This window comes from Burkholderia sp. AU38729 (assembly GCF_020419725.1).
In the GTDB taxonomy this organism is placed as follows: Bacteria; Pseudomonadota; Gammaproteobacteria; order Burkholderiales; family Burkholderiaceae; genus Burkholderia.
This window is the reverse complement of record NZ_JAIZQO010000001.1, coordinates 606,947-633,432: the sequence shown is the minus strand read 5'-3', so window position 1 is coordinate 633,432 and position 26,486 is coordinate 606,947. Positions and strand designations below refer to the sequence as shown.

Below are 26,486 nucleotides of genomic sequence, written 5' to 3'. Positions count from 1 at the left end.
CGGCCGCCTGTAGCGAACGCTATTGTTCACGCCGATCGTTAAGAATTTATGGCACGCGGCGATCGCCGGTGCGCCACGCCTGCGGCAGCGCTTGCCACAGCGAGTCGGGCGACAACCCGGCCGCCCTCCAACCGCCTGCTGCTCGCCGCCCATTGCTCGCCGCCCATTTCTCGTCGCCAGCCGCCCGCGTTCCGCGCGCCGTGTCCCATGCCCTGCGCTCAAAAATTCACGCGAATACCCGCCATCACCGCCAGTTGCCGGCTCGAGTTGCTGTTCGCGAGCACCGGGATCTGCGCGTAGTTCACCGCGTTACCGTCCGCGTCGGTGCCGAGCCCCTTCCCGCTCGCGATCTGGCCGATCGCGACCGCATACAGCGCCGTGCGCTTCGACAGGCTGTAGTTCGTGCCGACGTTCACCTGGTGGAACCGCGTCGTGCCGCGCCCGTCGGTGTGGGCTGCGTTGAAGATGTACGCGACGCCGCCCTGCAGCGCGGGGGTGAACATATACGTGGCGTTCACCTCGCCGATATCGAACGTGAACGCCTGCGTGCGCGGCTGCGCGGTGGTCGAGAAATAACGGCTGTCGCCGAGGCGCGTATGCGTATAGGTGAGCGCGATCGTCGCGTCGCCGAACGTGACCGAGCCGCCCGCGCCGAACGCGCGCATCGAGCCCGCATCCTGCAGCAGGCAATACATCGCGCCCGGGTTGCTGCACGCGAAATCGCCGATATAGCCGTTCGCGCCGCCGAGCGCCGCGTCGAGCGGCTGGTGCAGGTCGACGTAGCCGACCGAGAACGCAACCGGCGCGCGCGTATACGTCGCGGCCACCGCGTAACCGCGCTTCGCGGAGAAATCGCCGGCCTGCCCGCCGAAGCTGAACGTGCCGCCGAACGTGAGGCCGTTGAAATCGGCGCTGGTGAATTTCACCGCGTTGTTGAAGTTGAACGCGGCGTTCAGGTTGTCGACGTCGCCGAGGTGCGAGCCGTACGGCGTCGCCCAGTTGTTGCTCGACACGTACGCGCCGAGCATGTCGGTGTACGAGTCGTACTGGCGGCCGAGGCCGAGCGTACCGATCCCGTCCTGGCGCAGCCCGACCCATGCCTGCCGGCTGAAGGCCGTGCCGCCCTGCAGCGCCTGCCCGTTCGCGGACAGGAACTGCTGCTCGAGCGTGAACACCGCACTGAGCCCGCCGCCGAGCGGCTCGGCGCCCTGGAAGCCGAACCGCGACGGCACGAGGTTGCCGCCGCCCATCTGCCATGCATGGCCGCCGCCCGTGCTGCCGTCGGCGCGCGTGAACTGCTGGTTCGTCGAGTAGATGATGCCGGTATCCACGGTGCCGTACAGCGTCACGCTGCCCGAGGTCTGCGCGTGTGCGTGCATGCAACCCAGCGTCGCCGCCGCCGCGGCCAGTCGTCGTCCGATCTTCATGTCCCGCCCCTCTGTTGTCATCGATTCGCAGTGCAGATCGATGGGGTTATCGATATGGGTGACAGGACTCTATCCAGCGAAAATTCAGGACCTCTATCGCAAATCGGCAAACAGTCGCACGCGTTGCTTGCGACGGTGCCCGGCGGCGCCGTCGCGGCGCGCGCGCATCATTCGGGGCGCGTCGTCTGCGACGGCAGCTCGCCGAACAGGTCGCGATACTCGCGCGCGAAATAGCCGAGGTGCGTGAACCCCCAGCTCGCGGCAGCCTCACCGACGCCGAGCTGCTGCACGGGCGTCGTGCGCAGCAGGCGGCGCACCGCGTTCAGCCGGATCGTGCGCAGATAGCCGACCGGCGTGACGTCGGCCACGCGTTGAAAACTCGTTTGCAGCGTGCGGCGGCTGCAGCGCAGCGCGCGACACAGTTCGAGCACGGTGACGGGTTCCTCGGGCCGGTCGCGCAGATGCTTCTCGCAACGGCTCACGATGTCGCTGTAGGTGGCGTGCGTGATATCGCGGCGCTCGACGCCGATGCCCTGCTCGAGCGCATCGAGGAACATGCCGAGCATCGCGTCGCGGAACATCTTGCGGGTGGCCGCGTATTCGAGGTGGCCCGGGTTGCGCTGCGCGTCGTCGATCAGCGACGACAGCCGCACGCCGAGCGCGACGCCCTGCTCGTCGGACAGCCGCGTCACGTGGCGCAGCTTGCGCGCGCCGGATGCGCCGAATTCGGCTTCGCAGAGCTCGTCGACCATGTCGGACGCCGCGCTGATCCCGACCAGCCCCATCCCTTCCGGCGTGTGGAATTCGAAATCCTCGCCGGCGCGCAGCGCCAGCAGCGCATAGCCGTCGACGGGCTGGCCCTGGAACGTGCCCGCGAGCGGCACGGACAGCGGCACCGCGAGCGACGTGCGCCCGGCCGGCGCGAGCCCGGTTTGCGCGACGCGCCGGTTGGTCGTTTCGCGGAAGAAGTGGAAATCGTCGTACAGCACCTGCGTGACGGTGCCCTTGAAGCGGCCCGGCGTCATCTGGCGGTACACCTGATGCCAGCCCGCGATCGCGAGCCCGTGATCGTGCACGTCTTCGTGTGAGCGTGACTGGAACAGCATCGGCATCTCCGGTAAAACCCTTAAACGCGGCCGCCGGTTCCCCGGCGCGCAACGCCACAGCTTACCCGTGCAAAATCCTGCGTAGTGCGGTTTCGAACGCAAGACAGGCCGCCGACAGCGCGGTGGCCTGCTCGCCCGTCAGGCGGACGTAGCGGCGGAACGACGGCATCCGGTTCACGACCTCGCTGCCGCCGAACGGCACGATCGCGAGCGTCCAGCGGCCGTCGCGCGCGTCGATCGTGCAGTCGGTCAGGTGCAGCGGCCGCAGCGCATCGGCCAGCGACGGCTCGGCGACCAGCGCGGCCAGCGTGTCGGCGAATCCGGGGTCGCATCCTGGAGCGGCCAGCGCGTCGATACCCGTGCAGCGCAGCCAGCCGGTCTGCCGCACGCGCGCGCTGCCCTGCACGGCCGGGCCGCACGCGGTGGCCGCCACCTTCACGCTGATCGTGTGCATCAGGAACTGACGGTCGACCCGCTCGTCGATGCTCACGCGCACGCCGTTCGGCAGCCTCGCCGTCCGACTGCCGACGTGATCGGCATCCCGCTCGGCGCGCAGATCGGCCAGCACGCGCGCGGCGATCGCGCCGGGCCGGTGGCCGGGCGGCGGCGCATCGGGCGCCATGCGCCAGCGGGCGAGCACGGCCTTCACGATGCGACGTGCTCGTTGCGCAGCACTTCCTCGACCGGCACCGGCTTGAACGGATGCCGGCGCTGCACGACGAGCGTCCAGAACAGCGCGTACAGCGCGGTGAGCCCGAGCATCGCGCCGAACGGCACGTAGATGTCGCGCGCGTTCATGCCCGGCGGCGTGATGTACCAGATCGCGAGAATGATGCCGACGCTCGACACGATCTGCGGCAGCGGGAACAGTGGCGAACGGTACGGGCGCGGCAGGTCCGGGCGGCGAATCCGCAGCATCACGACCGACGCGGTGACAAGCAGGTACGCGGTGCCCCACGCGCAGGTGGCGGCGAGCACGAGGTGCAGGATGCTGTCGAGATTGCCGTTGATCAGCCACGCGTGGAAGATCGGCACGATCGCCGCCGCCACGATGCCGACCACTGGCGTCTTGAAGCGCGGATGCAGGTACGCGAAGCAGCGCGGCAGCGCGCCGTCAATCGCCATCCCGTACAGGATGCGCGGCAGCCCGGCCATCAGCGTGTTGATCGTCGCGGCACCGGCGCACAGGAACGCGATGCCGAACCACACGCGGCCGAACGGCCCGAGCACCTGCAGCGCGAACGCGGGAATCGCGCCCGGCGTGTCGAGCAAATGCGTGAGGCCGTCGGGGCTCACCGGCACGTTCGCGACCTGGCGGCGGATCGCCGCGCCATACAGGAACATGCAGATCGCGACGCCGACGAGGCCCAGCGCCATCGCACGCGGAATCGTCTTGCCCGGCGACTTCATTTCCGGCGCGAGCGGCGTGACGAACTCGCAGCCGACGAACATGAACATCGCCATCCCGACCAGCGACAGCACGGCCGGCACCGACGTGCCGACTTCCGAGCCGCCGAACCAGCCGTCGAGATGCACGGCCGGCGCGGCCGCGAGCCCGAGGATCCCGAAGATCATCAGCGACAGCCACATGCCGGCCGTCAGCACGATCTCGAGCTTGCTGAACACCTTGATGCCGATGATGTTGGTGATCGCGAACGTCACCACGAGGCCGACGCCGACGAGCCACGAGCTGTTGTGCTTCTCGAACGCGGCATTCAGCGATTCGAAATTGACGAGCGCCATGATGCCGCTCAGGATCGTTTCCGCCGTGCCGGCGAACACGTGCACGAGGAAATACGCGGAGATCGTGCCGGTGATCGCCCAGAAGCGGCCGAGCCCGCACGACAGGTAATCGTAAACCGAGCCGGCCGTCGGCAGCATCGCGGCGGCTTCGGAGAAGGTGGTCGCCTGCGCCTGCATCATCACGAACGCGATGATCATTGCGACCGCGAACGCCCAGCCGCCCATCCCGAAGCCCGACGTCGCGGTGAGAATCACCGGGCTGGCCATGATGAGGCCGACTGCGCTCGCCAGCGCGGTCGGAAAGCCGACCGCACCCGCCTTCAGCACCGTGCCGCCACCCGCTTCAGCCGGCGTGCCGGCGGGCGTGTCGCCCGCTGCGCCGGTAACTCCAGACCATCCCGACATCCCTGTCTCCTTCCTGTGTCGCCCCCGGCCGACGCTTCGTTGGCGGCCGGGGTTCCATGGCTATGCGGTCGGCCCGGGCGGCGCTTCAGCGCTTCGATTCCCGGGCCCCTAGTCGATCACACCTCGATCCGATGTCGAAAAAATACGCAGGCAAAATAATCCGGTCATAGCGCAAATTGGCAAACCGGCGGCGGCCACGCTGCCCGCCGCCGGCGCGCCGTCACGGGGTCACACCGTCACGCGAACGGCACGGCCTCGAAACCCGCCGCGAGCGCGTCGACGATCCGGTCGAGCTGCTCGCGCTGGATCACGAGCGGCGGCGACAGGATGATCTTCGTGCCGACCGGGCGCACCAGCACGCCGTTCTCGCGCGCGACTTCCGCGACCGCGTTCGCATAGCCCGAGAGCGGGTCGATCGGCTCGCGCGTGTCCTTGTTCGCGACCAGGTCGAGCGCGAGCATCAGCCCCTTGCCACGCACTTCGCCGACCGCCGCGAAGCGTTCCGCGAACGGCTTCAGCGCTTCGAGCAGATACGCGCCCTGCTTCGCCGCGTTGGCCGGCAGGTCCTCCTTCACGACGATGTCGAGACTCGCGATCGCGGCCGCGCAGGCGACCGGATGGCCCGCATACGTGTAGCCGTGCATGATCGCGCCGCCGAAATCGGCGTTCGCGGCGAACGCGTCCTCGATCCGTGCGTTCACGACCGTCGCGCCGAGCGGCACGTAGCCCGACGAGATGCCCTTCGCGAGACACATGATGTCCGGGCGCACGCCCCAGCCGCGGCTGCCGAACATACTGCCGCTGCGGCCGAAGCCCGTCACGACTTCGTCGGCGATCAGCAGGACGCCGTAACGGTCGCACACCTCGCGCACCAGCGGCCAGTAGTTGGCCGGCGGCACGATCACGCCGCCCGCGCCCTGAATCGGCTCCGCGATGAACGCGGCCACCGTGTCGGGGCTCTGGAACTGGATCTCGCGCTCCAGCATCTCCGCGCAGATCCGGCCGAGTGCTTCGGGATCCTGTGTAAACGGGTTGCGGTACAGCCACGGCGTCTCGACGTGGAAGCAGCCCGGCAGGTTCGGCTCGTAGTTGCGGCGGAACACCGTGTTGCCGTTCACCGACGCACCGCCGAAGTGCGTGCCGTGATAGCCCTGCTTCAGCGAGATGAACTTCGTGCGGTCGGCTTGGCCGCGCACCTTCCAGTACTGGCGCGCGATCTTCAGCGCGGTCTCGATCGAATCGGACCCGCCCGAGCTGTACAGCACGCGGCGCATGCCCTCCGGTTCGAGCATGTCGATCACCTTCTTCGACAGTTCTTCCGCGCGCGGATGCGAAATGCCGTCGAACAGCTGGAAGTATTCGAGCTCGTCGAGCTGGCGCACGATCGCGTCCTTCACTTCCTGGCGATTGTGGCCGACGTTCACGTTCCACAGGCCCGCGACGCCGTCGACAAGCTTGCGGCCCTGTTCGTCGAACACGTAGCAACCGTCGCCGCGCACGATGCGGATCGGCGTGCGCTGTTTCATCTCGTTCGGGTGCAGCATCGGGTGCCAGAATTTCGCTTCGTTGTAGCTCATTGCAGTCTCCACTGTCGGATCGGTTGAGGTTGAGGCCGCGCGTCAGTGCGCGATGCAGACGGATTTGGTTTCGGTGAAGCCTTCGATCGCGTACTGGCCGAATTCGCGGCCGATCCCCGATTGCTTGTAGCCGCCGAACGGCATCGACGGGTCGAGCGGGATATGGCAGTTCACCCACACGGTGCCGGCCTCGATCTGCGGCACGAGGTTCATCACGCGGGTCAGGTCGTTGCTCCAGAGGCTCGCGGCGAGGCCGTACGGCGACGCGTTCGCGAGACGCACCGCATCCGCCGCGTCGTCGAACGGCACGACGACGATCACCGGGCCGAACACTTCGTCGCGCACGATCGCGCTGTCCGGATGCGGATCGGCGATCACCGCCGGCTTCACGTAGTAGCCGGGCAGGTCGTCGGCCGGCGTGCCGCCCGCGAGGAACGTGAGGCCCGCGCGGCGCGCGCCTTCGATGTGCTGGACGACCTTGTCGCGATGGTGCGCGGAGACCAGCGGGTTGATCTGCGCGGTCGTGTCGAGGCCGGCGCCGAGCTTCATCGACTGCGCGACGCCCGCGAGGCCGTCCGCGAGCTGCTTGAACTTGCTGCGATGCACATAGATGCGCGAGGCGGCCGCGCACACCTGCCCCTGGTTGAAGAACGCGCCGGCCGCGACGCCGTCGAGCGCCTGCGCGACGTCGATGTCGTCGAGCATCACGATCGGGTTCTTGCCGCCGAGCTCGAGCGAGAAACGCGTCATGTTCTGCACGGCCGCCGCGCCGACCAGCTTGCCGGTCGCGGTCGAGCCCGTGAACGAGATCTTCGCGATCGACGGGTGGCTCGCGAGCGCGGCGCCGCACACGCGGCCGCCGGTGACGACGTTGAACACGCCGGGCGGCACGCCGGCTTCGCGTGCGAGCTCGGCCAGTCGCAGCGCGGTGAGCGGCGTTTCCGGCGACGGCTTCAGCACGATCGTGCAGCCGGCCGCGAGCGCGGGAATCAGCTTCCACACCGCGATCATCAACGGAAAATTCCACGGCACGATCGCGGCGACCACGCCGACCGGCTCCTTGCGCGTATAGGCCGTATAGCGCGCGCCGGGCGGGAACGGGATCGACACGTCGAGCGTCTGGCCGGTGATCTTGGTCGCCCAGCCGGCCATGTAGCGCACGTATTCGACGCTCGCGCCGACCTCGATCGCGCGCGACACGTGGATCGACTTGCCCTGGTTCAGCGTTTCGAGCTGCGCGAGCGTTTCGGCGTCGGCTTCGATCAGGTCGGCGAGTTTCAGCAGGATGCGTTCGCGGTCGGCCGGGCGCAGGCCGCTCCACACGCGGGTGTCGAATGCGCGCTTCGCGCTGGCGACCGCGCGGTCGACGTCGTGTGCGTCGGCGTCCGCGACCGTCGCAAGCCGCTCGCCCGTCGCGGGGTCGTACACGTCGAGCCGCGCGGCCGCGTGGGCGGGCTGCATTTCACCGTCGATGAAGAGGCCGAAGTCGCGCGCAACGAAGGTGCGCACGGTGTCGCTGACGGCGACGAAATTCGTGGTGCTCATGGGCGTCTCGAGGATTGTCGTGGCTGGACCGCGTGCGCACGGGCACGCGGGCGTCGTTCCACTGTATCGACGAGGGTTCGCGCCCGGTGAGCGCAAATTGGCAGCGCGTGGGCGCTGAGTGGGCGGGTTCGAATCCCGCGGGATGGCTGGCGATCGCGAAAGGTTCGAAGTCCGGATCGCAATTATCCGATGAATTACAGGAACAACGCCCCCACCAGTTCCGTGCGGTTCGACACGCCGAGCTTGCGGTACATCCGCATCAGGTGCGTCTTGACGGTCGGCTGGCCCAGCGCGAGATCGCGGGCGATCTCCTTGTTCGAGCGGCCGTCGCGCACGAGGCGCGCGATCTGCTCCTCGCGGTAGGTCAACCGCTCCTCGCAGCCGATCCGGTGAATTCCGCGCCGCGCGCGCAGCAGCGGGCTCAGCGCGGCTTCGGCCACGGGCTGCAGCCGCGCGAGCGCATCGATTTCGCCGGGCGCGAACCGCCCGGCCGTGCTGTTGCCGGCCACGCCGCCGCGCGTGTCGCCCGCCCCGAAGCGCAGCAGCGAGAACGCGCCGACCGTGCGGCCCGCGTCGCGCAGCCAGATCTCGACGACGTCGGCCACGTCGTGCCGCCGCAGGAAGCGGGTCCAGTACGCGGACGCGTCGCGCCTTTCGTCAGGCAATTGGGAAGCAAGCGTGACGACCGCACGCTCGCCGGCCGCGCAGCGCGACGGATGCAGCGGATCGAGCATCCGGTAGCGCGCGACATAGGTGCGATGCATCGATTCCGGCATCCCGAACAGCTCGAAATCGGCCGGTTCGCCGCTTTGGTCGAGCCGGTAGAACACGATCGCGGACGGGCTCGCGAACGCGTCGAACGCGTCCACGCACGCGCGCAGCGCGCGTGGCCAGTCGGCGGCGGCCGGGTCGGCGGCGGCCGGGTCGGCGGCGGCCGGGTCGGCGGGAGCGGATGAGGTCGGCATGGTGGAATCGGCTGGCGGGCGAACTTATTGAAGATCGAAGTTCGGGCCAGCCTACCGACGCCGAAAAGCGCCGGTGAGCACAAATCGGCAAATCGTCCCGGCCCGGCCGGCATCGCGGGTTCGGCCGGGGCGATACGGGCGCGCGACGGTACGCGCGCCGCTTTCAGCGTGCGTTCGCGGCGAACGTGTCGCAGGCGCTCAGTTCGCCCGATTGCATCCCGCGCCGCAGCCAGTACACGCGCTGGTCGCTGGTGCCGTGCGTGAAGCTCTCCGGCACGACATAGCCCTGCCCTTGCTGCTGCAGCCGGTCGTCGCCGATCGCGGCCGCCGCTTTCAGCCCCTGTTCGAAATCGCCGGGTTCCATCAGCCGCTGGTTCGCGCGCTGCGCGTTGTTCGCCCACACGCCGGCGAAGCAGTCGGCCTGCAGCTCCATCCGCACCGACAGCGCGTTCGAGTGCGCCTGGCTCGCCCGCCGGCGCGCGGCGTCGACCTTGTCGGAAATACCGAGCAGGTTCTGCACATGGTGGCCGACCTCGTGCGCGATCACGTAAGCCTGCGCGAAATCGCCGCCCGCGCCGAAACGCTTGCGCAGTTCGTCGTAGAAGCCGAGGTCGATGTACACCTTGCGGTCGCCCGGGCAGTAGAACGGCCCCATCGCGGTCTGGCCCGTGCCGCATGCGGTCGGCGTCGAGTTCGTGAACATCACGAGCGTCGGCGGCTGGTACTGCGCGTGCAGCTGGGTATTGAACACGCCCGTCCACGTGCGCTCGATATTGCCGAGCACCTTGCGCGTGAACACCGCGCCCGTATCGTTCGCCGGCTCGCCCTGCCGCTGCGCGGGCGCGGGCTGCGCCTGCTGCTGGCGGCCCTGCAGCGCCGACGCGCCTTCGAGTATCACGCGCGGGTCGATCCCGAAGAAATACGACGCGGCGAACGCAACCACGATCGTGCCGATGCCGATCGTCGCGCCACGCCCGCCGCCGAACCCGCCGGCGCCGCGGCGATCCTCGACGTTCGTGCTTTCCGTTTCGTCGTCCAGCCTCATAGCCGGCCCTCCCTGTTCTTGTCGATGGTCCGGCACGCGAGCGCGCAACCGGGCGATAGGTTGTCGTGACACGATCCCCGGCCGATGCAGCGCGCATGTGGGGTGCGCTGCCGCCGGGATCGCCGGCCTGCCGCTCCGCTCGCACGACGGAATCGGCCGGCCGGTGCGCCGCGCGTCGATGCGCGGCCCGCCCGCGCTATTCTGCCGGGCTTTCGTGACTTATCGCAAAAATGTGGAGGATAGAGCGATTCGGCGCCGCACATCGTCAGCCTTTGCAAAATGGCTCGCAGCCGCGCCGATCGCCGGAATGCCGCCCGCGTTCATCCTTTCGGCTGATACCGGCGCGCGCCCGCGCCGCCTAAAGTGACCGGAAACGACACCTTTCCGGAGCACGACATGACCCACCCGTCACCCCGCACGATCGCGATCACCGGCGCCGGCACCGGCATCGGCGCCGCGTGTGCGCGCCGCTTCGCCCGCCGCGGCGACCGCGTCGTGCTGATCGGGCGGCGCCAGGCGCCGCTCGACGCGCTGGCCGCCGAAACGGGCGGCCTCGCGCTGGCCGGCGACGCCGCGAGCACCGCCGACTGGGCCCGCTTCCTGCCGCGGATCGCCGAACGCTTCGGCCGCGTCGACGCGCTCGTCGCATGCGCGGGCGGCCACGGCCTCGGCCGCGCGGACGAAACCGACGACGCGCAATGGCGCGACGCGATGCACGCGAACCTCGACACCGCGTTCGTCAGCGCGCGCGCATGCCTGCCCGACCTGATCGCGCAGCGCGGCAGCATCGTGCTGGTCGCATCGATCGCCGCGCTCGCGGCCGGGCCCGGCGTGTGCGGCTACACGGTCGGCAAGCACGCGCTGCTCGGGCTCGCCCGGTCGCTCGCACGTGACTACGGGCCGCACGGCGTGCGGGCGAATGCGGTGTGCCCCGGCTGGGTCCGCACGCCGATGGCCGACGCGGAGATGGAACCGCTGATGTCGGCGCACGGTGACACGCTCGACGGCGCGTATGCACGCGTCAGCGCCGACGTGCCGCTGCGGCGCGCGGCCGATCCGGACGAGATCGCGGCCGTGTGCGCGTTCCTCGCGTCGCCAGACGCGTCGTTCGTGACCGGCGCGACGCTCGTCGCCGACGGCGGCGCGATGGTGGTGGACGTGCCGACGCTCGCGTTCGACAAGCTTTGATGCGCGTGGGTGCGGCGCACGCGTGACGTACGCGTCGCGGGCTGCGCTTCGTGCACGCGCCCTGCGCTCCACCTCGCATCCGCCGCCGCACGCATACCGCGCCGCCCGCTTGTTTCCCGCCCCCGAAAATCCGCTACCATCGACCGATCCCGCCGCCCGCCCGGCACCGCCTCACGGTTCGAACGTCGATGAACATCCGGTTTCTTGAAACCTTCGTCTGGCTCGCGAAGCTGGAAAATTTCCGGCTCACGGCCGAAAAACTGCACACCACACAGGCGGCCGTGTCGAGCCGCATCGCGTCGCTCGAGGAAGCATTCGACGTCCGCCTGTTCGACCGCAACACGCGCTCGGCCACGCTCACGCCCGCCGGGCGCCGCATGCTCGCGTACGCGGAGCGGATCGTGCGCCTCGACGGCGAAATGCGCCGCGACATCGATGCGGCGAGCGATGCGGGCCTGATCCGGATCGGCGTGATCGAATCGATCGTGCACAGCTGGTTCCCCGCGCTGATGGCGCAACTGCGCGAGCGCTATCCGCGCCTCGACGTCGAGATCACGAGCGACACGACGCTGCACCTGATCCGCCTGCTCAGCACCGACGGCGTCGACCTGATCCTGCAGACCGACCCGGTGCCCGGCCCCGATTTCACGAACCTGCCGCTGTGCGAATTCCCGGTGCGCTGGGTGGCCAGCCCGCGCCTCGGGCTCGGCGGCCAATCGCTCGACGCCGCGCGCCTCGCGGCATTCCCGATCATCAGCTTCTCGCGCCACTCGGGCCCGCACGCGACGATCGAGCGGCTGTTCGCGGCCGTCGAGCGGCCGGCCAGCATCAACTGCATCACGTCGGTCGCCGCGATGATCCGCCTCGTCGCCGACGGCTTCGGCGTGGCCGCGCTGCCGCCCGCGATCATCGGGCGCGAACTCCACGAAGGCACGCTCGAACTGCTCGATGTCGAACCCGAATTCCCCGCGCTGCCGCTCGTCGCGACATACCGCAGCCAGGGCCTGCCGGTGGCCGCGCGCATCGCGGAGCTGGCCAGCGAAGTCGCGCGTGCAATGTCGGCCGCCGCGCATCACGCGAAGACGGCCGCGCCCGACAGCGCGGACAAAACACCCGCCCGTCCCGCGACAAAAGCCAAAGCGAAAGCGCCGACAAAAGCGAAGCGCACGACACCATCCGCCCCGCCCGCCGCAAAACGCCGCCCGCGCCGCTCATAAGAAAACCTGTTCACCGCGAATTTGTTTTCTTGTTGGACGGGCGCGGCCCGTCTTCGGGAAACTGAGGTTCCTGACACACCCCCGTCACGAGGAACCCCGCGATGACCCGCCTTTCCCTTCCGCACGGCCAGCTTTGCGTCTGGACGGATATCGACCCCGCGCACGAAGCCGATTTCAACGCGTGGTACGACCGCGAGCACATGCAGGAACGTGTCGCGATTCCCGGCTTCACGCATGCACGGCGCTTTCGCGCGACCGATCGCGGCCCGCGCCAGTACCTCGCGCTGTACGTGACGGACGCGCTCGACGTGTTCCAAGGCGACGCGTACCGGCGCGCATTCACGCAGCAGACCGCATGGTCGCTCGCGAACTTCGAGCGCATGACGGGCACGCAGCGACGCGTCGGAGAACTGACGATCGAGGCCGGCGACGGCGAAGGTGCGCATCTCGCGCTGTTCGTGCTGCCGCCGGATCGCATCGACGTGCCGTCCCTGCGCGAGCGTTTCGATGATGTGCTGCACGAACCGGGCATCCACGCCGCGCGGCTCTTTTGCACCGCGCCCGAGCTGTCCGCGCCGATCGGCGCCGCTGCGGCCGCCCGCCCGGCCGCCGACGCGCTCGTGCTGATCGAAGGCAGCGATGCGGCCGCGACGCGACGCGTGGCCGCCACGCTCGCCGGGCACGACGACGTGCGCACCTTCGCGCTGCTGTGGCGCGCCGCCGCGCCGCTGCATGTCACGCGCGGCGACGTCGAAGCCGAACCCGCTGCCGCGGCATGTTCGGCCTGATCGCCCACGCCGGCCGCACCGCAGGCGCGACGCACACCCTCGCATCGGTCCGGCATTTCATCCCGTTCCCCATCACGACACGCCCGACACCATGAACACGCTCGCCCAGCCCGCCGCCCACGCGCCCCGCCGCGTCCGCACCAGCCGACTCGCGACCGCGAGCATGATCGGCACGTCGCTCGAGTGGTACGACTTCACGATCTACAACACGCTCGCCGCGCTCGTCTTCAACCACCTGTTCTTCCCGTCGGTCGATCCGCTGGCCGGCACGATCCTCGCGTTCTCGACCTATGCGGTCGGCTACGTGTCGCGCCCGCTCGGCGGTTTCGTGTTCGGCAATCTCGGCGACCGCATCGGCCGCCGCGCGGTGCTGATGCTCACGCTCGTGCTGATGGGCGTGACGACCGCGTTGATGGGCGCGCTGCCGACCTATGCGCAGGCCGGCATCCTGAGCCCGATCCTGCTCGTCGCGCTGCGCTTCGTGCAGGGCGTCGCGCTCGGCGGCGAATGGGCCGGCGCGGTACTGCTGTCGGTCGAGCACGGCGACCAGAAGCGGCGCGGGCTGTCCGCATCGTGGACGCAGATCGGACCGTCGTTCGGCACGCTGCTCGGCACCGGCTGCATCGCGCTCGTGACGCTGTCGACCACGTCCGGCGATTTCCTGTCGTGGGGCTGGCGCGTGCCGTTCGCGGCCAGCGCGCTGCTCGTCGTGTTCGGCTTCTGGCTGCGGCGCGGCGTCGATGAAACGCCGCAGTTCGAGCAGCTCGCCGAATCGCACGCGACCGCCGAGGTGCCCGTCGCCGACGTGCTGAAGGTCCACTGGAAGCGCCTGCTGATCGCGGGTGGCTCGCGGATCGGCTCGGACGTGCTGTATGCGCTGATCGTCGTGTTCACGCTCACCTACGTGACGACCGTGCTGCACCTGTCGCGCCCCGTCGCCTTGACGGCCGTGATGATCGGCACGGCCTGCAACGCGCTCGCGGTGCCGGTCTTCGGCGCGCTGTCGGACCGCTTCGGCCGCCGGCCCGTGTATCTCGCCGGCGCGCTCGCCGGCATCGTGTGGGCGTTCGTGTTCTTCACGCTGCTCGATTCGGCGCGCCCCGGCGCGATCGTCGCGGCCGTGGCGATCGGCCTCGTGATCCACGCGGTGATGTACGGCCCGCAAGGTGCGTTCGTGACCGAACAGTTCCCGACCCGCGTGCGCTATGCGGGCTCGTCGCTCGCGTACACGCTCGCCGGCATCGTCGGCGGCGGCTTCGCGCCGCTCGTGATCGCCGCGCTGTTCCGGCAGACGGGCACGACGACGGCCGTGTCGCTGTACGTCGCCGCCGCGCTCGTCGTCACGTCGATCGCGCTCCTCGTCGCACGCGAAACCGCGCACAAGCCGCTCGCGGATTGAACGTCGCCGCCGGCAAACCGTTTCATTCCTTCGCAATTCAAACTGATACGCATATGCCAACCCTGTCGTTCAATGTCATTCCCCGGGAAGGGGCGCCGGCCACCGTCGACGTCGAGATCGCGCGCGTCGTGATCGCCGGCTGGGCCGGCCGCGATCCGGCCGCGATCCAGGCGCATATCGACGAGCTCGCGGCGCTCGGCGTCGCGCCGCCGTCGACCACGCCCTGCTTCTATCGCGTGTCGGCCGCGCTGCTCACGCAGGCGCCTGCGATCGGCGTGCTCGGCGCACGCTCGGGCGGCGAGATCGAATGCGTGCTGGTCGACAGCCCGGCAGGCACGCTCGTGACCGTCGGCTCCGATCATACGGATCGTGAGGTCGAAGCCTACGGCGTCGCGGTGTCGAAGCAGGTGTGCGCGAAACCGCTCGGCCACGACGCGTGGCTTTACGCGGACGTTGCGGATCACTGGGATGCGATCGAAATGCGTTCGTGGCTGATTTCGCGCGATGGCGGGCGGACGGCGTACCAGCACGGCGCGGTGAGTGGTTTGCTTGCGCCCGAGATGCTGTGGCAGCGCTTCGATGACGGCCGGACGATGCCCATACGCGCAGCGATGTATGGCGGCACCGTTGCCGTGCATGGCGTGATCGCGGCAATGGGTGACGGCGAGGCGTTCGAGATGGAGCTGCACGATCCGGTGCTCGGGCGCAGCCTTCGGCACCGCTATGCGGTGGAGGTGTTGCCGGTCGTGGCATAACGGGCAACGAGGCGCGGCACATGGGCGCGCCAGCGTTCTGTCGCCGCGCCGGCTCCCGCTAATACGCTTAAAAGCAGTGATAGTCGGGAAAGTTGAATTGCGAGTTGCCGCAATACAGCACACCAGCCAGGTTGGTACACCCGCTCAATGCAAGCATCATTGCGCCCGCAACCGACACTTTCCACCCGAAATGCAACATCGCGCCCCCGTTTCCGCCTTTTCGACATGAGCCGACATGATGCGCATCGGACGGGCCCGGGTATGTGGAGAATTGTTGTGCCGCGGGTGCTGCGGTTCGCCATCGTGCCAGCCCGTACCGGAGCATGGACCCAGGCACGGGCCGTTGCTCACTTGAGACACCCGAGCCCCACCAGCGTCGCCTCGACCGCCGCGTCGAGCGGCGTCACCGGCTCGCGGCCGAGCACCGCCGTCACGCGCGTGTTGTCGAGCCGGATCGGCTCGCGCCACAGGTAGCGCATCTCGAGCAATTCGCGCAGCGTCGTGACGAACGGCGCCGCCGCCCACACGAACCACCACGGGAACTTGCGCACCGTCGGCCGCAGCCCATGCCGCTGCGCGACGCGGCGCACGGCCTCCGCCATCTGCGTGCCATCCGCATCCCAATGCCCGCCGAGATGAAAGCGCGCGAACGGCTCCAGCGTGTCGCGCCGCTCGATCAGCTCGACCATCGCGCGCGCGGCGTCCGGCACGTACGACCATTGGTGCCCGATGCCATCCCGCCCCGGCACGCTGATGGACGCAACCGGCTGCCCGGCCTTGACGAACCCCGCCGCGAACCAGCTGTTGCCGGTGAGCTTCGGCCCGAAGAAATCGCCGGCCCGCACGATGATCGTGCGGACGCCCTGCCCGGCCGCATCCTGCAGCCGGCGCTCCAGCTCGACGCGGATCGCGCCCTTGCGCGTCGACGGATGCTGCGGCGCATCTTCGACCAGCACCGGAAACGCATCGGCGCCATAGTTGTAGACGGTGCCCGGCAGCACGATGGTCGCCCGCTCCGCCTTCGCCGCCGCGATCGTGTTGTCGATCATCGGCAGCACCTGCCCGGCCCAGTTCCGGTAGCCCGGCGGATTCACCGCGTGCACGATCACGCTGCAGCCGCGCGCGGCCCGGACGACCGCGTCGCGGTCCATCGCGTCGCCGCGCATCCAGGCGATGCCGTCGCGCTCCACGACTTCGACATCGAGCCCGCGCTTCAACCCGCGCACCTGCCAGCCCGCATCGCGCAACTGCCGCGCGACTTCCCCGCCAATTCCGCCGCTCGCGCCGAGCACGAGTGCCTGTCGTTGCGTTCCGCCTGCGTGGGTCGTCATTGCCGCTCTCCTTGAATGAACCGTGATGACACGCATTCTGGCGCCCCTTCGGCTATCAAGGAATTGCCGAACCTAATGGATCGGCTATACATTTATGTATGACCACCGATCTGAACTGGGAACGCTACCGCACCTTTCTCGCCGTGCTGACGGAAGGCTCGCTGTCGGGCGCGGCACGCGCCCTCGGCATCACGCAGCCGACGGCCGGCCGCCACGTCGCGGCGCTGGAGGCCGCGTTCGGCCAGACGCTGTTCACGCGCTCGCCGTCCGGCTTGCTGCCGACCGAGGCGGCGCTCGCGCTGCGCGGCCATGCGGAGGCGCTGCGCAGCGCGGCCGCGGCGTTCGAGCGCGCAGCGGCAAGCCACGGCGCCGGCGTGCGTGGCATCGTGCGGATCTCGGCCAGCGACGTGATCGCCGTCGAAGTGCTGCCTCCGATGCTCGCGCAATTGCGGCGCAATCATCCGGGGCTCGTCATCGAACTGGTGCCGACCGACCGCCTCCAGGACGTGCTCAAGCGCGAGGCCGACATCGCGGTCCGGATGGCGCCGCCCACGCAGGAGGCGCTCGTTGCTAGACGCATCGGCGCGGTCGATGTCGGGCTGTATGCGCGCGACGACTACCTGGCGCGCAACGGGGTGCCCGAGACGACCGACGAACTCGCGCATCACGCGCTGATCGGCTTCGATACGGTCACGCCGTTCATCCGCTCGATGGGCCGCAGCATGCCGCAGTGGAAGCGCGATGCGTTCTCGCTGCGCACCGACAGCAACCTCGCCCAGCTCGCGATGATCCGCGCCGGCTACGGGATCGGCTTCTGCCAGAGCGGGCTCGCGAAACGCGACGCGCGGCTCGTGCGCGTGCTGCCGGACACGCTCGCGATGCAGCTGGAAACCTGGGTCGTGATGCACGAGGACCTGCGGTCGAGCCCGCGCTGCCGCGCGGTGTTCGATGCGCTGGTTGATGGCCTGCGTGCGTATGTGAGCGGCGAAACCGTCGAATAAACCGGGCGCGGCGACGGCACGAACGCAGGGAACGAAGCGCCCGCGCGGCGCTATTCGTAAATTTTCCCGGCGAACAGGATGTCCGCCATGCGCCGCCACGGATTGTCGGGCACGTCGTAGAAACGCAGCCCTTCCTCCGACGTCTCGGCCCAGTCGACCATCGCGTCGAGATACTCGCCGATCGAGCGGTTTTCCCAGCCGAGCGCGGCGCGGGCGTACGGCGACGGCGGCACGTCGGCCTCGAGCTGGCGCTCCGTGTTCCAGTCGTGGCCGAGCACGCGCAGGAAGTGGATCAGCGAGCGTTCGTCGACCACGCGCTCCAGCGCATCCTGCAGCTTCGCGGCCATCTGGCGTTGCAGTTCGTCGTTCATTTTTTGTCCCCTGGCGCGCCTCTCACTACGCGCCGCCGCAAATCGTGCGGCCCGGTTTTACATCAGCAATTGCCGCGACAGCACCTCGCGCGCCTGCGTGACGGCTTCGCGTTCGCCGGGCATCGGCGGCGTCAGCGAAAACACCGCGTCGGGCAGCGGCGGCAGCCGGTATTTCGCGCCGAGCCGCATCATGCCCTCGCCGATCGCCGACGCGCACAGGCAGCCCACCCCGAGCCCCGCCGCCAGCATCGACTGCAGCCCCGCCACCCCCGACGCGCTGTGCACGAGCCGGTACGGCATGTGCTGCTCGTCGAGCGAGCGCACCGCGACCTGATGCATCATGCAGTCGTCCGGCAGCAGCACGAGCGGCAGCGGCTCGGGCAACTGCTCGGCGAGCGCGGGCGATGCGACCCACGACAGCGGCTCGCGCCGCAGCACCCAGCGCGTATCGGCCGACGCCGGCCGGAACGGCCCGCTCGACAGGTTCATCACCACGCCGAGATCGACCTGCCCGCGCGCATGCGCGGCCTCGATATCGGCGCTCTTCATCGCGCTGACGTGCAGGCTCAGTTGCGGGTAGCACTCCCGCAGCCGCGCGAGCAGCCCCGCGACTTCGTTGGTCCGGTAGTAATCGGTGATCGCGACGCGCAGCTCGCCCTTGATCGCCTGCCCGCGCACTTCGTCGAACGCGGCCTCGTTCAGCGCGACGATGCGCCGCGCGTGCTGCAGCAGCCGCGAGCCGGCCGGCGTCGGCTCGACTCCGCGCTTGCTGCGCACGAACAGCGGCACGCCGGCGCGCGATTCGAGCTTGCGCACCTGCTCGCTGACCGTCGACTGCGACAGGTGCAGCAGCGGCGCGGCGGCCGTCAGGCTGCCGGCGTCCGCGACCGCCGCGAAAGTACGCAACTGATCCAGGTCGAAACCGCGCATCGCCATTCTCCATCCATCGATTAACCCGATGGATGCTACCACCAATTCCCGCTTTTCCGATTCATCGCCACCACCCAGAATGGGGGTCAATCGCCCGCCCACGGCCGAACCGGCGCTTCTGTCGTCGCGACCGGCGTGAATGTGGCACTCATTCTTTCGGACCTGCTTCCATGACGAACGACACCCTTGCCCCCTGCGTGCCGGCCGGCACGGCCGCCGCGGCGACGCCGCGCAGCCACCACGGCTGGGCGCTGGTGGTCCTGCTGGTTGGCGCGATTTTGCCGCCGCTCGACTACTTCATTGTGAATCTCGCGCTGCCGGCCATCCGCGACGGCATCGGCGCACGCCCGGCCGAGCTGCAACTGGTCGTGTCCGCGTACGCATGCGCGAATGCCGTCGTGCAGATCACCGGCGGCCGGCTCGGCGACCTGTACGGCCGCAAGCGCATGTTCATGATCGGGATGGCCGGTTTCGTCGTCGCGTCGACACTGTGCGGGCTCGCCGGCAGCGGCGCGGTGCTGGTCGGCGGCCGCGTGCTGCAGGGCCTGTTCGCCGCGATCCTCGCGCCGCAGGTGCTCGCGACGATCCGCAGCGTGTTCAGCCCGCAAGAGCAGGTGCGCGTGATGGGCTTCTACGGTTTCGTGTTCGGCCTCGCGGCCGTGATCGGCCAGCTCGGCGGCGGCGCGCTGATCAGCCTGCATCCGTTCGGGCTCGGCTGGCGCGCGATCTTCCTCGTCAACCTGCCGATCGGCATCCTGGCGCTGATCGGCAGCTGGCGCTTCATCCCGGAGAGCCGGCCGCCGAAAGGCCAGCGCATCGACGTGCCGGGCATGGTGCTGCTGTCGCTGTTCCTGCTGATGCTCGTCTACCCGCTCACGCACGGACGCGAGGCCGGCTGGCCGCTGTGGATGGTCGCGTGCCTCGTCGGCGCGCTGCCGATGCTCGGCGCGCTGCTGGCGGTCGAGGCGCGCCGTCTCGCGGGCGGCCACGATCCGCTGCTCGACGTGCGCCTGTTCCGCAACCCCGTCGTCGCGCTCGGGCTCGTGCTGGCGTTCCTGTTCTATACGCTGAGCGCGTTCTTCCTGAGCTACGGAATCTACCTGCAGGGCTGCCTGAACTGGTCGCCGCTCGCGTCGGGGCTCGCGATCCTGCCGCTCGGGCTCGGCTTCCTGTCGAGCCCGCTGCTGATGCCGCGACTCGTCGGCCGGTTCGGCGGCTATCGCGTGCTCACGCTCGGTTTCGCGATGCTCGCGGCCGGCGTCGCGACGGCCGCCGCGCTGGCGGGTGCCGCCAAGCCGGGCGTCGGCTTTTACGTGGGGATCGCGGCGATCGGGATCGGCCAGGGCCTCGTGCTGCCGTCGGTCGTGCGGATCGTGCTCGCGGAAGTCGACACGGCGCGCGCGGGCGTCGCCTCCGGCATGGTCACCGCGATGCTGCAGATCGGCGCGGCCGTCGGCGCGGCGACGCTCGGCGGCGTGTTCTTCGCCCGGCTCGGCGCGCATCCGGCCGCACTCGATTACGTGCAGGGCTTCAGGACGTCGATGTTCGCGCTGACGGCCGTGCTGCTCGTGTGCATCGCGCTGTCGGCGCTGCTCGGGCCGCTGCATCGGCGGCTACATGCAGACACGTAAGCGTGGCGGGAATCGTTGCGGCGGCAGGGTCCGACGCGGAAAGCGGTGCCGGTGCAGTCGCTTGCCGGCATCCGGCTCACGCGGGATGCTGGCGTTGCGCCTGGCGCGCTTCCCATTCGGCCAGCTCGGCGCGATAGCGCGCGAGGGCTTCGTCGTAGAGATCGAAGACGCACGGCGAGCAACCGCTGTTGCAGCAGTCTTCGAGTTCGGGCTGGATGGGCGGGGTCGGACGGGGATCGTCGACGGACGGATCCGGAGAGGCAGTGTTGGGCACGGCGATAATCGAATGAAAAGACTCGTTCAGTATAAGCGGATGCCGCCCGATATGCGTGCCGCGCGGGCCATGCCACGCGGCCTCATATCCCCAATATCGTCACCTGGTCGTGGCGGATTCGGACCTCGCTCGTCCATGCATCGATTTCGGCAATCACTTCCGCAAGCGCAGCGCAACTCGTGTCCAGACGGTCAATGAAATCCTGCCGCGAATCGCGGAACACAAAGCCGAGCCGGTCGAGTGCCGTCGTTTGCTGCGTGGCGTCGCCCAGCATGCTGCGCGTGTCGCCCAGCTCGTCCACGATCCGCAGCCAGTCCGGCATGCCGATGCCATTGAACGCGTAATGATCGTAGTCCGGGATCTGCCGCGCGATCGCCGCTTCGAGCAGGCCGAAGACGTCCTCCCTGAAAAACAGCGATCCCTCGTTCCAGCACTTGCGCGCATACGGCCCGCCCATGAGCTCGATATAGGCGGTGTCCTCGATTTCCGCGAGATCCCTGATGATCCGGATGTCGTCCATGGGGTGTCGTCGTTGTCGCCATGGCATCGCTCACGCTTCGCCGGGCGCTGATCCATAATGGCGCGATTGTCGGCGAACCCGGCAATGCTGTCGATGCCTCGCTTCCATCGCGTTCCGGCCGGCGCACGGCCCGAACCCACCGCGACGCTCGCCGCCGCATCCTCGTCATCGCCCCACAGGAGCCGCACGATGGCCGAAGCAGTGAATCCGCCGGAAGTCTGGGCGCCGTTCGGCGCGTTCTCGATGGCCGTGATCCAGGGCGATGGCCGGATCGTGCATCTGAAGGGGCAAGTGTCGCTCGACCGCGACGGCCAGGTGGTCGGCCACGGCGACATGCGCATGCAGGTACGTCAGACGCTCGACAACATCCGCGCCGTGCTCGCCACGATGGGCGGACAGATGCAGGACGTGATCTCGCTCGTTCACTACGCGACCGACATCGATGTCTTCATGCAGACCGGCGACATCCGCAAAGCGGTCTTCGCCGAGCCCTATCCCGTGACGACGACCGTCCAGGTCGAGCGTCTCTACCATCCCGATCTGCTGATCGAGATCACCGCTGTTGCCGAAATTCCGCTGGAGCGTTTTCGGCGGCCTGAATCGCGCGCGTGAATCAGCGATGCGGCGCCGCGCCGTATGACGCGCCGGCCGTAACCTTCCCGACCGGCGCGCCTGCCCCCCACCCGCTTACTTCACCTGCGCGCCCGGCTTCACGGCCCCCGCCCCCGCCTTGTCGGCCAGCGGCTGCCACGCGGCACCGAGCGAATACCAGTCGACGCGGCGCGTGAGCGTCATGATGCCGGCGAGGATCGCGAACAGCAGCAGCGAACCGAGCATCAGCGCGTTGTCTTCCGACAGCAGCAGCCCATAGAGCGCCGCGTACAGCACCGCGAGCAGCACCGCGAACACCGCCCCGCGCTTCACGCTGTGCAGCACGAACGACAGATAGAAGGCGAGCAACCCGATGCAGGCGCCGCTCGCCGCGAGATACGCATACGCGAACTTGATGTGTTCGGACAGGCTCAGCAGCAACAGGAAGAACAGCGCGAGCGACAGGCCGACCAGCGTGTACTGGATCGGGTGAATGCGCAGCCGCTTCACGAGCTCGTACATGAAGAAGCTCGCAAACGTGAGCATCACGAACAGCGCACCGTACTTCGTCGCACGCTCGGCCTGCAGATAGACGTTCACGGGTTCGATCACCGACACCGACGCCATTTCGATCGCGCCTTCCCCGTCGCCGGAGATGATCTGCTCACGCGCTTTCGTATTGAACGACGTCACGCGCCAGTTGCCAGTGAAGCCGCGCGCATCGACCGTGCGGTTGTTCGGCAGGAATGCGCCGTCGAAGCTCGGATGCGGCCACGTCGATTTCAGCGAGAAATCGTTCTGGTCGCCCACCGGCGCGAACGCGACGGAATCCGCACCGCGCAACGGCAGGTCGACGCTGAACGGCACGACCGCCCCCGCGTTTGCGTCCGCCAGCGCCGCGAGATCGACGTTCGCGTGCACGCCCTGGCGCAGGCTGTCCAGCCGCGTGCCCTGCTCGACGTCGAAGCGCGTGCCGCCGATGCGCAGATCGGGTTGCGCCGTCAGCCCGCGAATGTCGCCGATGCCGATCGACACATAGGCACCGTCGATCTTGAAGCTCACGTGGCCGTCCGCCTGCGGCAGCTTCTTCAGGTCCGGCAACGGCAGCGTGCCGGTCATTCGGCTCGCCAGCTCGTACACCAGCGCCTTGTGGATGCCGCGATAGCGGACGCTGGTGGTCAGCGTGCCGTCGACGTTCAGCGTCTTCGGAAACACGAGCAGGCGCTTCGTCTCGCTGCGCAGGCTCGTCTTCGTCGCGCCGCCGGCCGCCGAATCGTCGCGCACGCGCGTGACTTCCGTGTAGTGCACGACGAGCACGGGGCCCGCCACCGTCTGCGGCCCCGCATAGCTCGACCAGATGCTCTGCAGCGCATCCCGGCGATACGCGGCGCGTTCGTGCACGATGCTTTGCACCATCTGCAGCGGGATCAGGATCAGCAGCGCGAGAAATGCGGTGATCGCGAATTTGAACAACAGGACTCGATTCATGGCCGACAGGTACCGGAGTAAAAGGGTACGGTCAGCATGAGCCGCCCCGGTGAAGGGCGATTGAAGCCGGTGTGAAGCGAAGGTGTGGCGAACGTGAAGTTGAAGGGCATTCAGCCCGCCGACGGCAACGTGAGCGTCGCGCATGCGCCGCCTTCGTCGCGGTTCGCGAGCGCGACCTGGCCGCGGTGCAGCATCGCGACCTCGCGGACGAAACACAGCCCGAGGCCCGTGCTGCGATCCTGGCCGTCGGGGCGCGGCAGCGAATAGAAGCGCTCGAACACGCGCGCCAGTGCGTAGTCGGGCACGCCGGGGCCGTCGTCGGCCACGCGCACGACCGCGACGTGCGCCCTGCCCGCCGGCTGCCGTTCGAGCGCGATGCGGATCGTGCTGCCCTGCGGCGCGAAATCCAGCGCGTTGTCGAGCAGGTTGCCGAGCGCCTGGCGCAGCAGGAACGGATCGCCTTCGACCACCGCCGGATCGGCCGCGTCGTGCGCGTCGATCGCGAGGTTCACGCCGCGCTGCCGCGCGCGCGGCTCGATATCGTCGACGAGCTGTTCGAGCACCGGCCGCAGCGCGACCGGTTCGCGCACCGACAGGCGCTGCTTCTGCTCGACTTCGGCGAGCGCGAGCAGCTTGCGGATCATTTGTTCGAGGCGGCCGGCCTGGCGGCGGATGTTCTCGGTGAAGCGCCGCCGGTTCGCCACCGGCATGTCTTCCTGCAGCAGTTCGGCCGCGCCGCTGATCGCCGCCAGCGGGCTCTTCATCTCGTGCGTGAGCGTGTGGATGTAGGTCTCGACGTACTGCCGGTCCTCCAGCCGCTGATGCATGCTTTCCACCGCGCGCCCGAGCTCGGCCAGTTCGCTCGCGCCCTGCAGCGGCATGTCGGCGCGCTCGCCCGCCGCGATCGCGCGCGCATAGCGCTGCAGGCGCCGCAGCCCGACCACCAGCCACCACGTGCAGGCCACGCCGATCAGGATCGCGCCGCCCATCAGCAATGCGCCGTACAGCATGATCTTGCGCTGGCTGCGCGCAATGAACGGCGCGACCGTCTGGTTCGGCTTCGCGATCGTCAGCACGCCGATGATCGCGTTGCCGTGCCGGATCGGCGCCGCCACGTGCATCACCGTGCTGCTGTCGTCGTTCGGATCGCTGCGCGTGCTGCGCGCGCCGTACTCGCCGCGCAGCGTCCGGTACACGTCGTTCCAGCGCGAATAGTCCTGCCCGAGCGCGCGGCCGGACGAGTCGTAGCGCACGATGCCGTGCGCGTCGGTGATGTAGAGGCGGTAGCCGATCGTGTTCTTCTGCACGCCCCACACGTTCGCGCTGATCGGGCGTTCGTGCAGATTCGACAGTTGCCGCGCGAACGCGCCGTTGGCGATGTGGCCGTTCGCCATGTCGTCGGCGGCCAGCGTCGCGAGTACTTGCGCGGTATCGACGAGCGTGTCCTCCATCGCCTCGCGCACGCCCGGCTTCACCTCCTGCACGAACACGCGCAGCGTGATCAGCGCGGCCAGGCCGACGATCAGGAAAAAGCCGAAGAAGATGCGCAGGCCGATATGCATAGGCGGAGCCGGTCGTTACGGTTGCAGCGAATAGCCCATCCCGCGATGCGTGCGGATCGGGTCGCGCTCGGGATCGATCGCGCGCAGCTTCGCGCGCAACGTCTTGATGTGGGTGTCGACCGTGCGGTCGGCCGAGTCGAATGCCTCGTGCCACACGAGGTCCATTAGCTGTTCGCGCGAATAGATGCGCCCCGGATGCCGGACCAGCAGCGCCAGCAGCCCGAACTCGTAGCGCGTGAGGTCCAGTGCGTGGCCGAGCCACGCTACGCGGGCGCCGTCGGTGTCGAGTGTGAAACCCGGTGCGGTTGTCTCGGCCGGTGCGGGTGATGTTGCAGGCGAGGATGCCGCTTCGGGCGCGGCCGTCCGGTAGAAGCGCCGCAGGATCACGCGCACCCGCGCCGCCAGCTCGCGCGGCGAAAACGGCTTGACCACGTAATCGTCGGCGCCGATCTCGAGCCCGACGATCCGGTCGATTTCATCGTGCCGCGCGGTGAGGAAGATCACCGGCACGTCGGAGAACGTGCGCAGCCGCCGGCACACCTCGAAGCCGCTGAGATCCGGCAGGCCGACGTCGAGCACCACGAGATCGACGCGCGTGTCGCGCAGGTGGTCGAGCGCCGCCTGGCCGAGCATGCAGTGGACGGTCTGCATGCCGTCGGTGCCGAGGGCATAGATGATCGTGTCGGCGATCGCCACTTCATCTTCGACGATCAGGATAGTGGGCTGATGCATGGTCTCAGGCTGGGCTCGCGCAATCCGGTGCGACATTGTACGCACGGCCGGCCGTGGCGCGAGCCCCCGCCTTGCCCTTGCCCTGCCGCGCTATGCCACGCGGCCGGTCACCGGAATCGACGCGCCGGTGATCGCCTGCGCGTCGGCCGACAGCAGGAAGCCGATCGTCGCCGCGATCTGCTCCGGCTTCACCCAGCGCGTGAAATCCGCGTCCGGCATGTCCGCGCGGTTCGGCGGCGTATCGATGATGCTCGGCAGGATCGCGTTCACCGTCACGCCGCGGTCGAGCAGTTCGGCCGCCAGCGCCTCGGTGAGCCGCGCGACGCCGGCCTTCGCGGCCGCGTAGGCGCCCATCCCCGTGCCGGCCTTGAACGCCGCGCCCGCGCCGATGTTGACGATGCGCCCGGCCGGGTTCGCCAGCAGGTGCGGCAGCGCGGCCTTCGATGCGTTCAGCGCGGTCTTCACGTTCAGTTCGTACATGCGGTCCCACGTGGCGGCGTCGCCGTCGGCGATCGTCTGCCACACGAACGCGCCCGCGATGTTCAGCAGCGCATCGACCCGGCCGAATTCGCGCTGCACGGTGTCGAGCGCCTGCGCGGCGGCCTGCGGATCGACGAGATCGATGCCGCCGATGCGCAGCGCGTCGGCCGGCACGCCGGGCAGCGCCTGCGCCGCCGGGGCCGCGCCGCGGCCGATCAGCGCGACGCGTGCGCCGCGCGCGCCGAGCCACGCGGCCGTCGCGACGCCCAGATGGCCGAATCCGCCGGTGATCGCGACTGCCTTGCCTTTGAAATCGTGTTCCATCGATGTTTTCTCCTGGATCGAGGGTTGCTTGATGATGTGTGTTGCATGAGCGATGCCGGCCGCGGCATGCGTGCGCGGCCGGCAATGTGCC

General features: G+C 69.0%; 25 protein-coding genes. 8 read left to right on the top strand and 17 right to left on the bottom strand.

Annotation, left to right across the window (positions count from 1 at the left end):
• Nucleotides 1–218: 218 nt before the first annotated feature.
• The 8 genes from LGM56_RS02790 to LGM56_RS02755 form a co-directional block, all read right to left on the bottom strand.
• The gene (locus LGM56_RS02790) at nt 219–1,427 is read right to left on the bottom strand and encodes a porin (RefSeq protein ID WP_226202682.1); all 1,209 of its coding nucleotides are present in this window, start codon (nt 1,425–1,427) and stop codon (nt 219–221) included.
• A gap of 167 nt (nt 1,428–1,594) precedes the next feature.
• Complete coding sequence (locus LGM56_RS02785) at nt 1,595–2,533, bottom strand: helix-turn-helix domain-containing protein (RefSeq protein WP_039344159.1); 939 nt, start codon at nt 2,531–2,533, stop codon at nt 1,595–1,597.
• A gap of 61 nt (nt 2,534–2,594) precedes the next feature.
• Nucleotides 2,595–3,182, bottom strand: coding sequence for a DUF3156 family protein (locus tag LGM56_RS02780; RefSeq protein WP_413226736.1), 588 nt, complete (start codon nt 3,180–3,182; stop codon nt 2,595–2,597).
• Nucleotides 3,179–4,681 (bottom strand): APC family permease, encoded by a 1,503-nt coding sequence (locus LGM56_RS02775; RefSeq protein WP_226202680.1) that lies wholly within the window; start codon nt 4,679–4,681, stop codon nt 3,179–3,181. Before LGM56_RS02775 ends, LGM56_RS02780 begins: the two co-directional genes overlap by 4 nt.
• Before the next feature lie 236 nt (nt 4,682–4,917).
• A complete protein-coding gene (locus tag LGM56_RS02770) occupies nt 4,918–6,258 on the bottom strand; it encodes an aspartate aminotransferase family protein (protein WP_226202678.1) in 1,341 nt (446 codons plus the stop codon).
• Nucleotides 6,259–6,300: 42 nt separating this feature from the next.
• The gene (locus LGM56_RS02765) at nt 6,301–7,803 is read right to left on the bottom strand and encodes an aldehyde dehydrogenase family protein (RefSeq protein WP_226202676.1); all 1,503 of its coding nucleotides are present in this window, start codon (nt 7,801–7,803) and stop codon (nt 6,301–6,303) included.
• Nucleotides 7,804–7,997: 194 nt separating this feature from the next.
• Nucleotides 7,998–8,768, bottom strand: coding sequence for a helix-turn-helix transcriptional regulator (locus LGM56_RS02760; protein ID WP_226202675.1), 771 nt, complete (start codon nt 8,766–8,768; stop codon nt 7,998–8,000).
• A 163-nt stretch (nt 8,769–8,931) separates the two neighbouring features.
• The gene (locus tag LGM56_RS02755) at nt 8,932–9,813 is read right to left on the bottom strand and encodes a neutral zinc metallopeptidase (protein WP_226202673.1); all 882 of its coding nucleotides are present in this window, start codon (nt 9,811–9,813) and stop codon (nt 8,932–8,934) included.
• 396 nt (nt 9,814–10,209) lie between these two features.
• Here LGM56_RS02755 and LGM56_RS02750 point away from each other — a divergent pair, with 396 nt between their 5' ends.
• The 5 genes from LGM56_RS02750 (at nt 10,210) to LGM56_RS02730 (ending at nt 15,160) form a co-directional block, all read left to right on the top strand.
• Entirely contained in the window at nt 10,210–11,001 is a 792-nt protein-coding gene (locus LGM56_RS02750; protein WP_226202671.1) for an SDR family NAD(P)-dependent oxidoreductase, read from the top strand.
• 188 nt (nt 11,002–11,189) lie between these two features.
• Nucleotides 11,190–12,218 (top strand): LysR family transcriptional regulator, encoded by a 1,029-nt coding sequence (locus tag LGM56_RS02745; protein ID WP_226202669.1) that lies wholly within the window; start codon nt 11,190–11,192, stop codon nt 12,216–12,218.
• 101 nt (nt 12,219–12,319) lie between these two features.
• Complete coding sequence (locus LGM56_RS02740; RefSeq protein ID WP_226202667.1) at nt 12,320–13,006, top strand: DUF4286 family protein; 687 nt, start codon at nt 12,320–12,322, stop codon at nt 13,004–13,006.
• A gap of 91 nt (nt 13,007–13,097) precedes the next feature.
• The gene (locus tag LGM56_RS02735; protein ID WP_226202665.1) at nt 13,098–14,405 is read left to right on the top strand and encodes an MFS transporter; all 1,308 of its coding nucleotides are present in this window, start codon (nt 13,098–13,100) and stop codon (nt 14,403–14,405) included.
• Between the two features lie 53 nt (nt 14,406–14,458).
• Nucleotides 14,459–15,160 (top strand): DUF2848 domain-containing protein, encoded by a 702-nt coding sequence (locus LGM56_RS02730; RefSeq protein ID WP_226202663.1) that lies wholly within the window; start codon nt 14,459–14,461, stop codon nt 15,158–15,160.
• Nucleotides 15,161–15,507: 347 nt separating this feature from the next.
• Here LGM56_RS02730 and LGM56_RS02725 read toward each other — a convergent pair whose 3' ends face one another.
• Nucleotides 15,508–16,491, bottom strand: coding sequence for an NAD-dependent epimerase/dehydratase family protein (locus LGM56_RS02725; protein ID WP_226202662.1), 984 nt, complete (start codon nt 16,489–16,491; stop codon nt 15,508–15,510).
• Nucleotides 16,492–16,589: 98 nt separating this feature from the next.
• Between LGM56_RS02725 and LGM56_RS02720 the strand changes: the two genes are divergently transcribed.
• Nucleotides 16,590–17,492, top strand: coding sequence for a LysR family transcriptional regulator (locus LGM56_RS02720; RefSeq protein WP_226202660.1), 903 nt, complete (start codon nt 16,590–16,592; stop codon nt 17,490–17,492).
• Between the two features lie 50 nt (nt 17,493–17,542).
• Here LGM56_RS02720 and LGM56_RS02715 read toward each other — a convergent pair whose 3' ends face one another.
• Both LGM56_RS02715 and LGM56_RS02710 read right to left on the bottom strand, forming a co-directional pair.
• Nucleotides 17,543–17,863 carry a hypothetical protein gene (locus tag LGM56_RS02715; protein WP_089496568.1) on the bottom strand — a complete coding sequence of 107 codons (321 nt, stop codon included), beginning with the start codon at nt 17,861–17,863 and terminating at the stop codon, nt 17,543–17,545.
• A 57-nt stretch (nt 17,864–17,920) separates the two neighbouring features.
• Entirely contained in the window at nt 17,921–18,793 is an 873-nt protein-coding gene (locus LGM56_RS02710) for a LysR family transcriptional regulator (RefSeq protein ID WP_046548590.1), read from the bottom strand.
• A gap of 170 nt (nt 18,794–18,963) precedes the next feature.
• Between LGM56_RS02710 and LGM56_RS02705 the strand changes: the two genes are divergently transcribed.
• Nucleotides 18,964–20,424: an MFS transporter gene (locus LGM56_RS02705; protein WP_226202658.1), complete on the top strand. Its 1,461-nt coding sequence runs from the start codon at nt 18,964–18,966 to the stop codon at nt 20,422–20,424.
• 76 nt (nt 20,425–20,500) lie between these two features.
• Here the strand turns inward: LGM56_RS02705 and LGM56_RS02700 are convergent, their stop codons facing one another.
• The gene (locus tag LGM56_RS02700; RefSeq protein ID WP_226202656.1) at nt 20,501–20,698 is read right to left on the bottom strand and encodes an oxidoreductase-like domain-containing protein; all 198 of its coding nucleotides are present in this window, start codon (nt 20,696–20,698) and stop codon (nt 20,501–20,503) included.
• An 82-nt stretch (nt 20,699–20,780) separates the two neighbouring features.
• Nucleotides 20,781–21,218, bottom strand: coding sequence for a hypothetical protein (locus tag LGM56_RS02695; protein ID WP_226202654.1), 438 nt, complete (start codon nt 21,216–21,218; stop codon nt 20,781–20,783).
• Nucleotides 21,219–21,407: 189 nt separating this feature from the next.
• Between LGM56_RS02695 and LGM56_RS02690 the strand changes: the two genes are divergently transcribed.
• Nucleotides 21,408–21,830, top strand: coding sequence for a RidA family protein (locus LGM56_RS02690; RefSeq protein ID WP_089496566.1), 423 nt, complete (start codon nt 21,408–21,410; stop codon nt 21,828–21,830).
• A 75-nt stretch (nt 21,831–21,905) separates the two neighbouring features.
• Here the strand turns inward: LGM56_RS02690 and creD are convergent, their stop codons facing one another.
• The 4 genes from creD to LGM56_RS02670 form a co-directional block, all read right to left on the bottom strand.
• The gene (gene creD / locus LGM56_RS02685) at nt 21,906–23,297 is read right to left on the bottom strand and encodes a cell envelope integrity protein CreD (protein ID WP_089496565.1); all 1,392 of its coding nucleotides are present in this window, start codon (nt 23,295–23,297) and stop codon (nt 21,906–21,908) included.
• A gap of 110 nt (nt 23,298–23,407) precedes the next feature.
• Nucleotides 23,408–24,859 carry a two-component system sensor histidine kinase CreC gene (gene creC / locus LGM56_RS02680; protein WP_226202652.1) on the bottom strand — a complete coding sequence of 484 codons (1,452 nt, stop codon included), beginning with the start codon at nt 24,857–24,859 and terminating at the stop codon, nt 23,408–23,410.
• 15 nt (nt 24,860–24,874) lie between these two features.
• On the bottom strand, nt 24,875–25,591 hold the full coding sequence (gene creB / locus LGM56_RS02675) for a two-component system response regulator CreB (RefSeq protein WP_206140180.1): 717 nt from the start codon (nt 25,589–25,591) through the stop codon (nt 24,875–24,877).
• A gap of 90 nt (nt 25,592–25,681) precedes the next feature.
• Nucleotides 25,682–26,395, bottom strand: a complete 714-nt coding sequence (locus LGM56_RS02670; RefSeq protein ID WP_071332246.1) for an SDR family NAD(P)-dependent oxidoreductase — start codon at nt 26,393–26,395, stop codon at nt 25,682–25,684.
• Between the last annotated feature and the right edge of the window lie 91 nt (nt 26,396–26,486).

What these genes read in the sequence shown, in the direction of transcription:
- LGM56_RS02790 (WP_226202682.1), bottom strand. Translation starts at nt 1,427, where the DNA reads ATGAAGATCGGACGACGACTGGCCGCGGCGGCGGCGACGCTGGGTTGC.
- LGM56_RS02785 (WP_039344159.1), bottom strand. Translation starts at nt 2,533, where the DNA reads ATGCTGTTCCAGTCACGCTCACACGAAGACGTGCACGATCACGGGCTC.
- LGM56_RS02775 (WP_226202680.1), bottom strand. Translation starts at nt 4,681, where the DNA reads ATGTCGGGATGGTCTGGAGTTACCGGCGCAGCGGGCGACACGCCCGCC.
- LGM56_RS02770 (WP_226202678.1), bottom strand. Translation starts at nt 6,258, where the DNA reads ATGAGCTACAACGAAGCGAAATTCTGGCACCCGATGCTGCACCCGAAC.
- LGM56_RS02765 (WP_226202676.1), bottom strand. Translation starts at nt 7,803, where the DNA reads ATGAGCACCACGAATTTCGTCGCCGTCAGCGACACCGTGCGCACCTTC.
- LGM56_RS02760 (WP_226202675.1), bottom strand. Translation starts at nt 8,768, where the DNA reads ATGCCGACCTCATCCGCTCCCGCCGACCCGGCCGCCGCCGACCCGGCC.
- LGM56_RS02755 (WP_226202673.1), bottom strand. Translation starts at nt 9,813, where the DNA reads ATGAGGCTGGACGACGAAACGGAAAGCACGAACGTCGAGGATCGCCGC.
- LGM56_RS02750 (WP_226202671.1), top strand. Translation starts at nt 10,210, where the DNA reads ATGACCCACCCGTCACCCCGCACGATCGCGATCACCGGCGCCGGCACC.
- LGM56_RS02745 (WP_226202669.1), top strand. Translation starts at nt 11,190, where the DNA reads ATGAACATCCGGTTTCTTGAAACCTTCGTCTGGCTCGCGAAGCTGGAA.
- LGM56_RS02740 (WP_226202667.1), top strand. Translation starts at nt 12,320, where the DNA reads ATGACCCGCCTTTCCCTTCCGCACGGCCAGCTTTGCGTCTGGACGGAT.
- LGM56_RS02735 (WP_226202665.1), top strand. Translation starts at nt 13,098, where the DNA reads ATGAACACGCTCGCCCAGCCCGCCGCCCACGCGCCCCGCCGCGTCCGC.
- LGM56_RS02730 (WP_226202663.1), top strand. Translation starts at nt 14,459, where the DNA reads ATGCCAACCCTGTCGTTCAATGTCATTCCCCGGGAAGGGGCGCCGGCC.
- LGM56_RS02725 (WP_226202662.1), bottom strand. Translation starts at nt 16,491, where the DNA reads ATGACGACCCACGCAGGCGGAACGCAACGACAGGCACTCGTGCTCGGC.
- LGM56_RS02720 (WP_226202660.1), top strand. Translation starts at nt 16,590, where the DNA reads ATGACCACCGATCTGAACTGGGAACGCTACCGCACCTTTCTCGCCGTG.
- LGM56_RS02715 (WP_089496568.1), bottom strand. Translation starts at nt 17,863, where the DNA reads ATGAACGACGAACTGCAACGCCAGATGGCCGCGAAGCTGCAGGATGCG.
- LGM56_RS02710 (WP_046548590.1), bottom strand. Translation starts at nt 18,793, where the DNA reads ATGCGCGGTTTCGACCTGGATCAGTTGCGTACTTTCGCGGCGGTCGCG.
- LGM56_RS02705 (WP_226202658.1), top strand. Translation starts at nt 18,964, where the DNA reads ATGACGAACGACACCCTTGCCCCCTGCGTGCCGGCCGGCACGGCCGCC.
- LGM56_RS02695 (WP_226202654.1), bottom strand. Translation starts at nt 21,218, where the DNA reads ATGGACGACATCCGGATCATCAGGGATCTCGCGGAAATCGAGGACACC.
- LGM56_RS02690 (WP_089496566.1), top strand. Translation starts at nt 21,408, where the DNA reads ATGGCCGAAGCAGTGAATCCGCCGGAAGTCTGGGCGCCGTTCGGCGCG.
- creD (WP_089496565.1), bottom strand. Translation starts at nt 23,297, where the DNA reads ATGAATCGAGTCCTGTTGTTCAAATTCGCGATCACCGCATTTCTCGCG.
- creC (WP_226202652.1), bottom strand. Translation starts at nt 24,859, where the DNA reads ATGCATATCGGCCTGCGCATCTTCTTCGGCTTTTTCCTGATCGTCGGC.
- creB (WP_206140180.1), bottom strand. Translation starts at nt 25,591, where the DNA reads ATGCATCAGCCCACTATCCTGATCGTCGAAGATGAAGTGGCGATCGCC.
- LGM56_RS02670 (WP_071332246.1), bottom strand. Translation starts at nt 26,395, where the DNA reads ATGGAACACGATTTCAAAGGCAAGGCAGTCGCGATCACCGGCGGATTC.